At 67.5% G+C, this 13,500-nt stretch carries 12 protein-coding genes; 2 read left to right on the forward strand and 10 right to left on the reverse strand.

Going from position 1 to position 13,500, the window contains the following annotated elements:
• Positions 1 to 126 precede the first annotated feature (126 nt).
• Positions 127 to 291 (forward strand): hypothetical protein, encoded by a 165-nt coding sequence (locus VGO20_RS22950; RefSeq protein WP_327504719.1) that lies wholly within the window; start codon positions 127 to 129, stop codon positions 289 to 291.
• 13 nt (positions 292 to 304) lie between these two features.
• Here VGO20_RS22950 and VGO20_RS22955 read toward each other — a convergent pair whose 3' ends face one another.
• The 8 genes from VGO20_RS22955 to ligD all read right to left on the reverse strand — a co-directional run bounded on the left by VGO20_RS22955 (position 305) and on the right by ligD (position 11,114).
• Entirely contained in the window at positions 305 to 1,060 is a 756-nt protein-coding gene (locus VGO20_RS22955; RefSeq protein WP_327504721.1) for a competence/damage-inducible protein A, read from the reverse strand.
• Positions 1,061 to 1,128: 68 nt separating this feature from the next.
• Entirely contained in the window at positions 1,129 to 3,774 is a 2,646-nt protein-coding gene (locus VGO20_RS22960; protein WP_327504722.1) for a hybrid sensor histidine kinase/response regulator, read from the reverse strand.
• Positions 3,771 to 4,304, reverse strand: a complete 534-nt coding sequence (locus VGO20_RS22965; RefSeq protein ID WP_327504723.1) for a putative pterin-binding protein — start codon at positions 4,302 to 4,304, stop codon at positions 3,771 to 3,773. Before VGO20_RS22965 ends, VGO20_RS22960 begins: the two co-directional genes overlap by 4 nt.
• Positions 4,305 to 4,478: 174 nt before the next feature.
• On the reverse strand, positions 4,479 to 5,120 hold the full coding sequence (locus VGO20_RS22970) for a response regulator transcription factor (RefSeq protein WP_327504724.1): 642 nt from the start codon (positions 5,118 to 5,120) through the stop codon (positions 4,479 to 4,481).
• Positions 5,121 to 5,226: 106 nt separating this feature from the next.
• Complete coding sequence (locus VGO20_RS22975) at positions 5,227 to 6,783, reverse strand: SpoVR family protein (RefSeq protein WP_327504725.1); 1,557 nt, start codon at positions 6,781 to 6,783, stop codon at positions 5,227 to 5,229.
• Positions 6,784 to 6,796: 13 nt separating this feature from the next.
• Positions 6,797 to 8,104 (reverse strand): YeaH/YhbH family protein, encoded by a 1,308-nt coding sequence (locus VGO20_RS22980; protein ID WP_327504726.1) that lies wholly within the window; start codon positions 8,102 to 8,104, stop codon positions 6,797 to 6,799.
• A gap of 42 nt (positions 8,105 to 8,146) precedes the next feature.
• Positions 8,147 to 10,093: a PrkA family serine protein kinase gene (locus VGO20_RS22985; protein WP_327504727.1), complete on the reverse strand. Its 1,947-nt coding sequence runs from the start codon at positions 10,091 to 10,093 to the stop codon at positions 8,147 to 8,149.
• Between the two features lie 550 nt (positions 10,094 to 10,643).
• Positions 10,644 to 11,114: a non-homologous end-joining DNA ligase LigD gene (ligD, locus tag VGO20_RS22990; protein ID WP_327504728.1), complete on the reverse strand. Its 471-nt coding sequence runs from the start codon at positions 11,112 to 11,114 to the stop codon at positions 10,644 to 10,646.
• Positions 11,115 to 11,222: 108 nt separating this feature from the next.
• On the opposite strand from ligD, the gene VGO20_RS22995 reads away from it, so the two are divergent.
• Entirely contained in the window at positions 11,223 to 11,408 is a 186-nt protein-coding gene (locus VGO20_RS22995) for a hypothetical protein (protein ID WP_327504729.1), read from the forward strand.
• A gap of 14 nt (positions 11,409 to 11,422) precedes the next feature.
• On the opposite strand, the gene VGO20_RS23000 is transcribed toward VGO20_RS22995, so the two are convergent.
• Positions 11,423 to 13,024: an alpha-amylase family glycosyl hydrolase gene (locus VGO20_RS23000; RefSeq protein WP_327504730.1), complete on the reverse strand. Its 1,602-nt coding sequence runs from the start codon at positions 13,022 to 13,024 to the stop codon at positions 11,423 to 11,425.
• A partial coding sequence (locus tag VGO20_RS23005) for a TRCF domain-containing protein (protein WP_327504731.1) occupies positions 13,021 to 13,500 on the reverse strand: 480 nt, incomplete at its 5' end. The genes VGO20_RS23000 and VGO20_RS23005, both read right to left, overlap by 4 nt.

Below are 13,500 nucleotides of genomic sequence, written 5' to 3' on the forward strand. Positions count from 1 at the left end.
GTCTGCTGTGTCTACCGATTTCACCACGTCCGCACGATCGCCGGCACCATGCCACAGCATCCCGGCGATTTCGACGTTTTTCCGGCGCGCGACCGGGTAGCATGGCGCCCGGTCGAGGAGCGTGCCATGGCGGAATTCGATTGGATGAGGCTGGTCTATCTGCTGCTGGTCCTGGCGCTGATCGGGCCGGCGGCGCTGGCGCTCGGCCGCGGCCGCCTGCTGAGCCACGCCGCAGCCTGGCTCGGCGTGCTCGTCCTCCTGGTCCTTCTCTACCGTGCTTTCGGCGGCTGACGGCCATCGCGGCTCAGGCGTCGCCGCCGCCGACCTCCGGCTCGCCGCCCAGGGACCGCACCAACCCGCACAGCTCCTCGGTCGCACGGTCGAGCTCGGCCACATCGGTGCCCCTCAGCACGAGGCTGACGCCGAACTGGCGGTTGCGGAACCACGGATAGCTGCCGATCTCCAGGCCGGGGTAACGGTCCTGGAGCGCGCCGAGCCCCTCGGCCAGCGTACCCTCCGCGAGCGAGCAGGTGACCGTGCGGGCATGCACGGGGTCCCCGCCCTTCAGCCCTGCCGCGATGCCGTCGAACATGGCCTGCATGATCGTGGGCACTCCCGCCAGGACGTGGACGTTGCCGATCGTGAAGCCGGGCGCGGCGCTGACGGGGTTGTCGATCAGCGTCGCGCCCGCGGGGATCTCCGCCATGCGCAGCCGGGCGGCGTTCAGCATCGCGGGGTCGCCGTAATGCGCCTCCAGCCGCCGGACCGCTTCCGGGTTCCGCTCCAGCGGCACGCCGAAGGCCCGGGCCACGCAGGCGCTCGTGATGTCGTCGTGCGTGGGCCCGATGCCGCCGGTCGTGAAGACGTGGTCGTAACGGCTCCGGAGCGCGTCCAGCGCGGCGACGATCTCGTCCGCGTCGTCCGGAACGACGCGGGCTTCGCGCAGCCGGACGCCGATCCCGGTGAGACGGCGGGCGAGGAAGGCGAGGTTGGCGTCCTGGGTACGCCCGGAGAGGATCTCGTTTCCGATCACCAGGATCGCGGCGGTCACGGTCGGCATCGCATGTCGTTCCTTCGTTGCTGGCCCCCAGCTTCGCCTGCCGGCCATCTTCGCGCAATCCCGCGCAGTCAGGCCGACAGTGCCGGCTCGCCCTCCTCGCAATCGGCCCGGAACCGCTCGAGCGCACGGCTGACGGTCACGGCGAGCGTACCGTGGTCGACCGGCTTCGTCAGCGTGGCGGCGACGTTGGGCGGCGGTTCCGGACGCGGGTCGGCATCGACGAAGCCGGTGCACAGGACCACGCCCAGGCCGGGATGCGTGACCGCCAGCCGGGTGGCGAGCTGCTGGCCCGTCATGTCCGGCATCATGTGGTCCGAAATGACGAGGTCGAAGGCGGCCGGGTCCTCGTCCATCACCTCGATCGCCTCGAGCGCGCCCGTGCAGGTGGCGACGTCGTAGCCCAGCCGCTCCAGCGCATGGGCGAGCATGTCGCGGACCTGCTCCTCGTCGTCGACGATCAGGATGTGCCCCTTGCCGGTCGGCGCCGCCGCGGGCCGGCCACGCTCGGGCGAGAGCGTCCGTTCCGCCGCCTGCGGCAGGTAGATCGCGAACCGTGTTCCCGCGCCGGGCTCGCTCTCGACCGTCAGGGCCCCGCCATGCGCGCCGACGATCCCGTGTACCGCGGCCAGGCCGAGCCCGGTGCCCTTGCCCACGCCCTTGGTGGTGAAGAAGGGCTCGAACATCCGCTCCATGACGTCGCGCCCCATGCCGCTGCCGGTGTCCTCGACCGCGATCCGCACGCAGGACGCGGGCAGGTCGGCCATGCCCACCCGCATCCGTATCCGGCCGGCGCCCGACACCAGGACCCCGCCGTCCGCCGGGTCGGGGGAAGGGACAGGGGCGAGCGCGCCGTCGCCGGCCGCTCCGGCGTCCTCCAGGAAGATCCTGATCGACCCCTGCTTCGGGCCGATCGCATCGACGGCATTCAGGCACAGGTTCATCAGCACCTGGCTGAGCTGGGTCGCGTTGGCGTCGACGAGCCGGCGGCCCTCCTCCGCCTCGACCAGGAGCGCCACGTTCTTCGGCAGGGTCGCGCGCAGCAGGTCCGCCGTTTCCGCCACGACGCGGCCGGGATCGATCGTCCTGCGCTCCACGTCCCTGGACCGGCTGAAGGCGAGGATCTGCTGGACGAGGCTCTTGGCCCGCTCGCCGGCCACGAGGACCTGGCCCGCGAAGCCCTGCTCCCGCGATCCCGGAGGAAGATCCTCCGCCAGGAAGGAGGCATACCCCATCATGGCGGCGAGGATGTTGTTGAAGTCGTGGGCGATGCCCCCCGCCATCCGGCCGACGGCCTCCAGCTTCTGGGCCTGGTGGAACTGCTCTTGAAGCTGCACGCGCTCCAACTCGGCCCGCCTGCGGCGGCTGACGTCGCGCACGATGCAGACGAGGCCGCCATCGTCGAGAGCGCTGAGGGTGAGTTCCTGGGGAAAGCGGCCGCCGTCGCGGCGCAGGCCGGCCGTCTCCCCCTGCCAGCGCCGCTTCTCCTCGACCACGGGCAGGATCTCCGTCCGGAAGCGCAGCCGCTCGTCGGCGTCGTAGAGGATCTCCCAGCTCCGTCCGATCAGCTCGTCGGCGCGCCCGAAACCGTATATCCGGGCATGGCTGTCGTTCAGATAGGTGAACCGTCCCGCCGCATCGAGGACGGCGATGCCGTCGATGGAACTGTCGAGCGCAAGCAGCCGCTGGCGCAGGACGTTTTCCGCCTCCTTCTGCTCGGTGATGTCCGTCGACACGCAGACCCGGCCGCCATCCGCGGTCCCGCGTTCGTTGACCAGCAGGACGCGACCGTCCGCAAGCGCCTCCTCCCACGGACCCGATCCGGCCACCCGTCCGAGGCGCGAGGCGACGTAGTCCGTCTCTCCCAGCGGCGTGCGGAACTGACCGCCCCGGAACGCGGCACGGACGATCTCGGAGAAATGCCGGCCCGGCCCGACCAGCGGCGCCGAGGCCGGGTAGTACTGGCGGTACCGGTCGTTCGCCATCACGACCTTGCCCCGGGCGTCGAGCAGGATGAACGCGCCGTCGACGCTCTCGATAGCGTCCAGCATGCGCGCCTGGGCGGCCTTGACGTCGGCTTCGGCCCTGCGCGCCTCGGCGTACAGGCGCCGCGACCGCCTCAGTTCGAGCATCAGCAGCACGATCAGCAGCGCGCCGGTGACCAGCACCACACTGAAGGCGGCCAGCATGTCGACATAGGCCCGGTACAGGCGCTCCCGGCTGTAGATGTAGTTGTCCTGGATCAGGGTCCGCCGCACGATGTCGTGGAGGGGCAGCCGGAACGCTTCCAGGCGCCGCTGGACGTCGCGGATCGCCGCCGCGTCGCGGGTCTCCAGTCCGCGCAGCGTCGCCTCGATGCCCGGCAGCTCGTCGCGGATCCTGCTCAGGCTCGCGACCACGCCGGGGATGGCCCGCAGCCCCTCCCCGTCCTCGCTGTCCAGCAGGATGGGCAACCGGCTCCAGAACAGCTCGAACTGCAGTTCCAGGTCGCTCAGGCTGGCGCCGGGCGGCTCGGCCCGGAACTCGGCCAGCGCGTGGCGCAGCTTCAGGTACTCGGTCTCGATCTGGGCCGCCGCCCAGGTGCCGCGGCGGTAGGAGGAGAAGATCAGCTCCTTCTCGCCGATGAGGCGGAACGCGCTCAGCAGGGCGGCGACGAGGAAGACGATGATGATCGCGCCCGCGAGCAGTCTCGGGGCCAGCTGCCGCGCCTGCTTCATCGTACGATCAACTCGTCGAGCTGCCAGACCATCCGGCGTTCGATCTCGGCCAGCACCGGCTCGGCCGGATCGAGGGGGTAGATGATCCACAACGGCCCCTTGTCGCGCACCTGCATCACCTCCCCGTCGCGCCGCAGCGCCAGCAGGACGTCGTGACGATCGAGATCGGACATCGGGATCTCCACGCGGTAGTCGTTCAGCGCGGACGCGACGATCGGGCCACCCGACGCGCACAGCCGCTCCATCAGGTCCGCCATCAGGACCCCCGAGAAGCGGACCGGCTCCCGGCCGGTCCAGGGCGTCCAGGTCACGACCTCGGTCTGGGGCAGCGCCTCGAGCAGGCCGCGGTCGAACTCCGCCCGGCCGTCCGCGTTGCGCACCTCGATATCGCCTGAAACGGTGAGGATTACCGCGCCGGTCGGCGCGGCCAGCGGTGCCGCCGACGCGGTCTCCGCCTTCGCGGGGGCCGCCAGCGCCCCGGCCGCCGCTACGGCCAGCCCGAACAGGCCGGACAGCAGTTTCGTCGTCATCGTCTCCCTCCCCTCGAGGGCGGTTCCGCCGCCGGCTTCCGCCCCCCGGGAAGGCAAGTTCGGGCAATATCGCGCGGGAGACAATCTCTCATCGGGCTACCGCACGGCCGCGCCGGGATCCGGACCCTATCCGAAAGGGCGGAACTCCGCCCCTGGCGGCGTCCCGATCGCAGGTCACGAGTTCCGGCGCAGCTCCTGCGCGCGCAGGGCCGCCTGAGTGCGGTTCTTGGCCCCGAGCTTGCGGCAGATGCCGCGGATGTGCAGCTTGATCGTGACCTCCTGGAGTTCGAGCGCGCGCGCGATCTCCTTGTTCGACCACCCCTTCTCGAGATAGGTCAGGACCTCGCCTTCGCGGTGGGTCAACGGCACGCCGCCCTCGATGCGCACCGGTTGCGCTTCCTCCCTGCCGTCGAGGGCGTCGAGCGGAACGAAGCGTTCGCCCGCGAGGATCAGCCGCAACGCCGAGACGAGGGCCTGGCCGGAGATCGTCTTGGGCAGGAAGCCCCGCGCGCCCAGGTCGAGCGCCGCGCGGACGTCGTCCTGGGTCGCGGCCCCGGACATCAGGACCACGGGAACGGTCGGCATGCGCTCGCGCATTTCCCGCAGACCCTTCAGCCCGTCCATCCCCGGCATCTTCAGGTCCAGGATCACGAGATCGACGGCCTCCGACCGGTCGGCGACGGCCATGGCGTCGGCCAGCGACTGCGCGGTCAGCACCTCCGATTCGGGTTCAAGGCGTTCCACGTAACTCTTCAGCGCATCGCGGACCAGGTTGTGATCGTCTGCGAGGAGCACGCGCATTCTCTGGCCGTCCATGGAGTTACGTCGCGACGAGGGGCAGCCAACCTACCAATTTCTGTTGAAGAATTGGTAAACATTCGGAACGCCTCGAGAGAGGTGGATCAAGATTGGAAGCGTGCCCTCAGGCCAGCAGGACCGAACTGCCGGCCACCGTATGCTCCTTCAGGACGGCTTCGGTAGTGGCATCGACTTCGACCAGCATCACCTCGTACCCCCAAAGATTGGCGACGTGGCGCAGCACCGCCCTCGCCTCGCTCTCGTCGAGCAGGATCCGGTTGGTGACCCGGTGCTGGAGCACCAGCTTGCGGTCCCCGGCCAGGTCGACGTCCACGATCTGGATGTCCGGGTCGGCATAGGCGATGTCGTACTGCCGGGCCAATGCCTTGCGCAGCGACCGGTAGCCCCGTTCGTTGTGGATGTTCTCGACCACGAGGTCGGGTTCGGCGGCGTCGTTGCGGACGTGGAACAGGCGCATCCTGCGCATCAGCTCCGGGCTGAGGTACTGGAGCACGAAGCTCTCGTCGCGGAAATTGGCCCAGGCATCGCGCAAGGTGCCGAGAGGGTCACCGTTGCCGGCGATGTCGGGGAACCAGTCCCGGTCCTCGGTGCTGGGATCGGTGCAGATGCGGGCGATGTCCTGCATCATCGCGAATCCCAGCGCATAGGGATTGATCCCGGAGAAGCGGGGGTCGTCGAACTCAGGCTGGAAGACCACGCTGGTATGGCTGTGAAGGAATTCCAGCATCGCGCCTTCCGGCAGCATGCCTTTCTGGTGCAGCCTGTTCATGAGGTAGTAGTGGACATAAGTCGCACAGCCTTCGTTCATCAGCTTGGTCTGCTTCTGAGGATAGAAGTACTGGGCGATGTGGCGAACGATCCGCAGGATCTCCCGCTGCCACTGAGCCAGCCGCGGCGCCTTCTTCTCGAGGAAATAGAGGATGTTTTCCTCCGGCAGGCCGAGCAGCGCCTTGCGCTGGGCCATGGCCGTCGGCGTGTCGGCCCGTCCGGCCTTGCCGGGGACGGTGCGCCAAAGGTCGTTGTAGATCCTTTCCGCATGCGCCTGGCGCTCGATCTCGCGGCGCTCCTCCTCGCGCAGGTTCGGCGCCGACTTGCGCGGGTAGCGATGCACCCCGTGGCTCATCACGGCGTGGGCGGCATCCAGCACCCGCTCGACGTTCTGGGCGCCGTACCGGTCCTCGCACCGCGCGATGAAATTCTTCGCGAACTCCAGATAGTCGAGGATGCCCTTGGCATCCGTCCACTGGCGGAACAGGTTGTTGTTCTTGAAGAAATGGTTGTGGCCGAACGCCGCGTGCGCGATCACCAGCGTCTGCATCGTGGCGGAGTTCTCCTCCATGATGTAGCTGATGCACGGGCTGGAATTGATCACGATCTCGTAGGCGAGCCCCCTGATGCCCTTGCGGTACAACGTCTCGTCGCGGGCAAAATGCTTGCCGAAGGACCAGTGCTTGTACATCAGCGGCATGCCGATCGACGAGTAGGCGTCGAGCATCTGCTCGGAGGTGATCACCTCGATCTGATTGGGATAGATGTCCAATCCCATCTCGCCGAGCGCGATGTCCTCCACGGCACCGTGGATGCGCTTGATCGTATCGTAATTCCAGTCGGGCCCTTCGTAGAGGAGGCCGCCGGACCGGGATTCGAGTTTCGTCAGCATGGGCGTCCCTGCCTTACGCGGTCGCGTTCTCACGGGAGAAGAGCTCCCGGAACACGGGGAAGATCTCGCGGCGGTTCTTGACCCGCCGCATCGCCATCGGAGCGCCCGGCTTGGCGACGAGCTTGTAGGTCCGCCACAAGTCGGTCTCGCGCCCGAACGCGGCGCCGAGCGCCCCGCCCAGCCCGCCGTCATGCTCCTGGGCGACTTCGATATAGGCGAAGTACTGGCACATCGGCAGGATCGCGTTCTCCAGCAGCGATGCCGACTTGGCGTTGTCGTTCGACATGTTGTCGCCGTCGGACGCCTGCGCGGCGTAGATGTTCCAGTCGTCGGGCGGATAGCGGTCGCGGATGACGCGCTGCATCTCCTCCAGCGCGGTCGACACGATCGTGCCGCCGGTCTCGGTCGAGTAGAAGAAGGTTTCCTCGTCCACCTCCTTCGCCTCGTGGGTATGGCGGATGAAGACGACGTCCACGTGGCTGTAGCGGCGCTTCAGGAACATGTAGAGCAGCATGAAGAACCGCTTGGCCAAGTCCTTCATGTGCTCGGTCATGGAACCGGAGACGTCCATCAGGCAGAACATGACCGCCTGGGCGACCGGCTTGGGAACCCGCTCGAACCGGTTGTAGCGGACATCCACCGGGTCGAGGTAGGGGATCAGCCTGGTCCTGCGCAGCACGTGCTCCAGCCGCTCGCGCAGTTCCTGCAGCTCCTCGATCTCGCCCCCCTTCTCCTCGATCTCTTCGATCCGCCTGCGCAACTCGTCCAGCTCGGCCGGGCGCGGCCGCTTCAGGGCGATGCGCCGGGACAGGCTGTTGCGCATGGTGCGCACGAGATTGAGGTTGGACGGCGTGCCCGACGAGCTGTAGCCGGCCCGCTGAAGCGAGAAGCTCTCGGTCTTCTTGATCTTCTGCTTCACGAGGTCGGGAAGCTCCAGATCCTCCATGAAGATGTCCAGGAACTCGTCGCGCGACAGGATGAAGCGGAAGTCGTCCTCGCCGTCGCCGTCCGCGCTGGCCTTCGAGCCGCGGCCGCCGCCGCCGCCGTCCGGCCGCGGGATGCGGTCGCCTTCGACATACTCCTTGTTGCCGGGAACGATGTGCTCCCGGACGCCGCCGTTGGCTGCCTTGTGGAAGGTCGGCTCGCGAACGCCGCCGGCGGCGATGGAGATCTTCTCACCGTTCTCCAGGTCCTGGATGTTGCGCTTGCCCGAGGAGTCGCGCACGGCCTTGACGATCTGCTCCTTCGCGCGTCTCAGGAAGCGCTGGCGGTTTGCCAGGCTCTTGCCCTTGGGATTGAGGCGCCGATCGATGATGTTCATACGTGCGCTTTCTCCAACGGAGGTTGTACGGGCGGCGCCGGCTCAACCGGCCTGCTTCACCCGCATGTACCACTCGACCAGCCGTCTGACCTGCCGCTCGGTGTAGCCGCGCTCCATCATGCGCAAGACGAATTCCGAGTGCTTCTTCTCGGTCTCGCCGTCCTTCTTGCTGCCGAAGCTGATGACCGGCAGCAGATCCTCCACCTGGCTGAACATCCGCCGCTCGATGACGTCGCGGATCTTCTCGTACGAGGTCCAGGACGGATTGCGGCCGCCGTTGTTGGCCTTGGCGCGCAAGGCGAACTTCACGACCTCGTTGCGGAAATCCTTCGGATTGGCGATGCCCGCCGGCTTCTCGATCTTCGTGAGCTCCTGGTTCAGGAGTTCGCGGTTGAGCATCTGGCCCGTGTCGGGATCCTTGAAGTCCTGGTCCTCGATCCAGGCGTCCGCGTAGTCGACGTACCGGTCGAACAGGTTCTGCCCGTAATCGTGGTAGCTCTCCAGGTAGGCCTTCTGGATCTCGTGCCCGATGAACTCCGCGTAGCGTGGCGCCAGCTCGCCCTTGATGAACTCGACGTAGCGCTTCTCCGTCTCTTCGGGGAACTGCTCGCGCCGGATCGCCTGTTCCAGGACGTACATCAGGTGCACGGGGTCGGCGGACACCTCGTTGGTGTCGTAGTTGAACGTGGCGGCGAGGACCTTGAACGCGAAGCGGGTGGAGATGCCGTCCATGCCTTCGTCCACGCCCGCGGCGTCGCGGTACTCCTGCATGGACTTGGCCCGGGGATCCGTCTCCTTGAGGCTCTCGCCGTCATAGATCCGCATCTTGCTGAACATCGAGGAGTTCTCGTGCTCGCGCAGGCGTGACAGCACCGAGAAGCGGGCCAGCATCTCCAGCGTGAACGGCGCGCAGGGCGAGCTTGCGAGGTCGGAGGTGCGGATCAGCTTGTCGTAAATCTGCATCTCTTCGGTCACGCGCAGGCAGTACGGGACCTTGATCACGCAGATGCGGTCGATGAAGGCCTCGTTGTTCTTGTTGTTCTTGAAGCTCTGCCACTCGGCCTCGTTCGAATGGGCCATGATGATGCCCTGGAACGGCATCGCGCCGATGTTTTCGGTCCCGGTGTAGTTGCCCTCCTGCGTGGCCGTCAGGAGCGGATGCAGCATCTTGATCGGGGCCTTGAACATCTCGACGAATTCGAGCAGGCCCTGGTTCGCCCGGTTCAGCCCGCCGGAGAAGCTGTAGGCGTCCGGATCGTTCTGGGGATACATCTCGAGCTTGCGGATGTCGACCTTGCCGACCAGCGAGGAGATGTCCTGGTTGTTCTCATCCCCCGGCTCGGTCTTGGCGACCGCGACCTGGCGCAGCTTGCTCGGCATCAGCCGGACGACCTTGAACTTGGAAATGTCGCCGCCGAATTCGTCCAGGCGCTTGAGCGCCCAGGGGCTCATCAGCCCGGTCAGCCGGCGCGCCGGAATGCCGTAGCGGTCCTCCAGGATCGGTCCCATGGAGTCGGGATCGAACAGGCCGAGCGGGCTTTCGAACAGCGGGCTGACCTCCTTGCCCGCCTTGAGGACGTAGACCGGGCAACGCTCCATAAGGGTCTTCAACCGCTCCGCCAGCGACGACTTGCCGCCACCGACCGGACCGAGCAGGTAGAGGATCTGCTTGCGCTCCTCCAGTCCCTGGGCGGCATGGCGGAAGAAGCCGACGATGCGTTCGATCGTCTCCTCCATGCCGAAGAAGTCGGCGAAGGCCGGATACACCTTGATGGTGCGGTTCATGAAGATGCGGCCGACGCGGGCGTCCTTGGACGTGTCCACGACCTCCGGTTCGCCGATCGCCGTCAATATCCGCTCGGGTGCGGAAGCGTACGCCGTCGGGTCGGACTTGCAGAGCTCCAGATATTCCGAAAGGGAGAGTTCGGTCTCTTTGCGACCCTCGTAATTGCGCGAGTAGGCGGTGAACAGTTCGTCGGCCGGGAACATCGGTCACTCCTTTGCAAAGGTGCTTCCATTGTTCCTGCGGCGCTCGACTGGACCCATATCGCCTCACCTATCCAGGGCTGCCGCAGGCAATGATACTCATGACTCCTCCCCGCCAACATTCCCTCGTGGCTGAACATCATCGCTACTCACGCAAGCTTTCCCCGCGTTTTCCCAATAATGAACCAACCTAGTGCGCAGGCGGGCATTGTCCAAAAACGAATCGGATGGGGCTTGATGCTTCCCAGCGCACGTCGCCAACGCGACACGCCCCCGCCGGATTTCCGGCCTATGCATCGAGAGTTGCCGCCAAGTGTGACCGGATCGTGACGCATCGGTCCACGCCCGGTCGAAAGTACGGCTTTCGGATACGGTGCCGGGAGTGATCGAGACCCCCTCCCGGGAGCGCGGCAGCACCGTCGACGCGCTTCCCAACTCGGCGGAAGCATCGGGGATCGGTTCTGCGGTGGGACGCGCCAAGCCGTACACCCTCTCACCCTTCATGGTTAATCGTTAAGCTAAAGCGGGTTCGGTTAACAAGGGGTTTCGCAGCCTACCGAACCGCCCCCGCCAACGTCGGATACCCCAAGAGAGAATATGGGGCGCCGATGCAACAAGGCGATGGTCCCCGCTTGCGCGGGGAAGGTCGCCTCGGCCCCGGAACTCCGGCAGCCGACGGCGGCGGCTCCTGCACTGTGAATCTGAACACACGCCCGCCCCTTCCGTTCCCCTGCCGGAATGCCCGGTACGCCCGCGACTCGGGTGCAGGCGTACGGCCCCAAATGGTGCAATCAGGTCGGCGGCGACTGGCGGACCGTCGGGAGGTCGGCCAGGAATTCGTGGGGGAGGCCGCCCCGGCGAGGGTGGCGAGCGTGAACCGGCCGGGGGCGGACCGCGCCGCGCCCACGTCCCAGGCGAACGGCATGCCGACGGGTGGGCCCGGCCGCGCCCGGGGAGACCACGGCGCGACGGTGCTCGCCGCCCGTTCGTCGCGCAGGTTGGTCAGGCCCTGTCCCGGCCACACAGCACCCGGTCCGGATGCGTCGGCGTCACTCCGGCAATCTCGAACGTTCCGCCCATGGACACAGGAACACGCGATGCGGCCGGGCTGTTTCAGGGGCAGGAGGACAGCATGAACGACACCGAGCGCGACGATCCCCGCCCACGGACTCCTGGAAAGGAGAAGACCGACGAAACCCCCGAACGCCGGCCCGACCCGGACGAGGAGCAGATCGGCATCCTGCCCGGCAAGGTCCCGGGCCGTCCGGTCGACCCGAGCGATCCACGCTTCCCGGGCAGCCAGCCCGACCTCGCCTGAAGCGCGGGACGGGTTCAGCGTCCGCGCCGTCCCACCTCGACGATCAGGCCCTCGCCGGCATGCAGCGAGACCGTCCCCTCGACGGGCTCGCCGCTCCTGTCGAGGCCGGTCGAGAGGACGACCGCTCCCGCAGGCACCCCGTGAGCCTCGTGAGGCTCGTCGCCCAGGTTGAGCAGCACGGCGAAGCACCGCCCCTCGTGCTCGCGCAGATAGACCAGCACGTCGCCTTCCGCCTCTATCCGCACGAAGGAACCGCGGTTCAGCGCAGGTTCCCCCCGGCGTAGCGCGACAAGGTTGCGGTACAGGGCCAGCATCGAGTCCGGCGCCTGCTCCTGCGTCGCGACGTTGACGGTGTCGGCATCGCCGGGAACCGGCAGCCACGGCTCGGCGGTGGAGAAGCCGGCTGCCCTGCCGGGCTCCCATTGCATCGGCGTGCGCTGCGGATCGCGCCCGAGCCCCAGGCCCGGTACGTTCTTCTCGAACGGGTCCTGGATGCGGTCGGGCGGGATCGGTACGTCGTGCATGCCGATCTCGTCGCCGTAGTACATGGTCGGCGTCCCGCGCAGCGTCAGCAGCATCATCGCGGCGACGCGCGCCTGAGCGGTGCCGACGCGCGACGCGATGCGCGGCTTGTCGTGGTTGCCCAGCACCCAGTTGGGCCACCCTCCCGGCGGCAGCGCCTCCTCGTAGTCCTCGATCATGCGGGCGAGGGACCGGGCGTGCCAGGGTGCTTCGACGAGCTGGAAGTTGAAGGGCAGATGGACCCCTTCCAGATCGGTACCGTAATAGGCCACCAGCCGCTCGAGGGGGAGGTAGATCTCCCCGATCAGCAGGCGGTCGTCATACTCGTCGACGACGCTCCGCAGCCCCGCCACCACGTCGAGCACCTCCGGGCGGTCGGTGGTGTAGACGGGCACCAGCCTCTGGTAGGGATCGTGGCCGGGCCGCCATTCCGGATTGATGGGGTTGTCGCGGAACCGGTCGTCCTTGATCAGGTGCCACAGCACGTCGACGCGGAAGCCGTCGACGCCCCGGTCGAGCCAGAAGCGCAGGGCGTCGTGCATGGCGCGGACGACTTCGGGGTCGCGCCAGTTCAGGTCCGGCTGCTCCTTCAGGAAGGCGTGGTAGTAGTACTGGCCCGTCGCCTCGTCGAACTCCCAGCCGCTGCCGCCGAAGGTGCTGAGCCAATTGTTGGGCGGGCCGCCGTCCGGCCCGGGGTCGCGCCATATGTACCAGTCGCGCTTGGGGTCGTCGCGCGAGGAGCGCGAGGCTTGGAACCAGGGATGCTGGTCCGACGTGTGGTTCGGCACGTAGTCCAGGATCAGCCTCATGCCGCGCCGATGCGCTTCCGTGACCAGCCGGTCGAACTCATCGAGGGTTCCGAATATCGGATGGATCGCGCAGAAGTCGCTGATGTCGTAGCCGAAATCCTTCATCGGCGACGGGAAGACCGGCGACAGCCAGATCGCGTCCACGCCCAGCCAGGACAGGTAGTCCAGCCGCGAAACGATGCCCGCGAGATCGCCGATGCCGTCGCCGTCGGTGTCCTGGAACGAGCGCGGATAGATCTGGTAGACGATTCCGTGCTGCCACCAGCGGGTATCGTGGGTCGTCATGACGCTGCCCTCTCCTCTCGTGCTTCCGGCAGCCTCTCCCCGGCCGGGGGCAAGGCCACCAACAGCCGCCGCACCGCCTCCAGGCTGCCGCCCCGTTCGGCGAGCGCGAGGCTTGCCCGCCGGTCCGGCCGCCCCCGGGCCTCGGGGTGGGCCGCCAGGAAGGCCGCGAGACCGGCTTGCGAACGGAAACCGATCAGGACGCCTTTGGGTCCGACGTCGAGCTGCTCGATCCCGGCAAGGCGGCACAGGCGCCTGAGTTCCGCGACGTGCAGGAGAGTGGAGACCTCCGTCGGAGGCGGGCCGTGGCGCTCGGCCAACTCGGCGGCGACGGTCTCGGCCTCCTCGTCGTCCAGGATGCGGGCGATCCGGCCGTAGAGCGTCAGCCTCTCCCCCACGTCGCGCACATAGGTTTCGGGGATCAGCACCGGCAGGTCGAGCGCTACGCGCGGCGTCCAGAACGCCTCCGGCTCGCCGCC

Source organism: Arenibaculum sp., from assembly GCF_035998295.1.
In the GTDB taxonomy this organism is placed as follows: Bacteria; Pseudomonadota; Alphaproteobacteria; order Azospirillales; family Azospirillaceae; genus DASYHS01.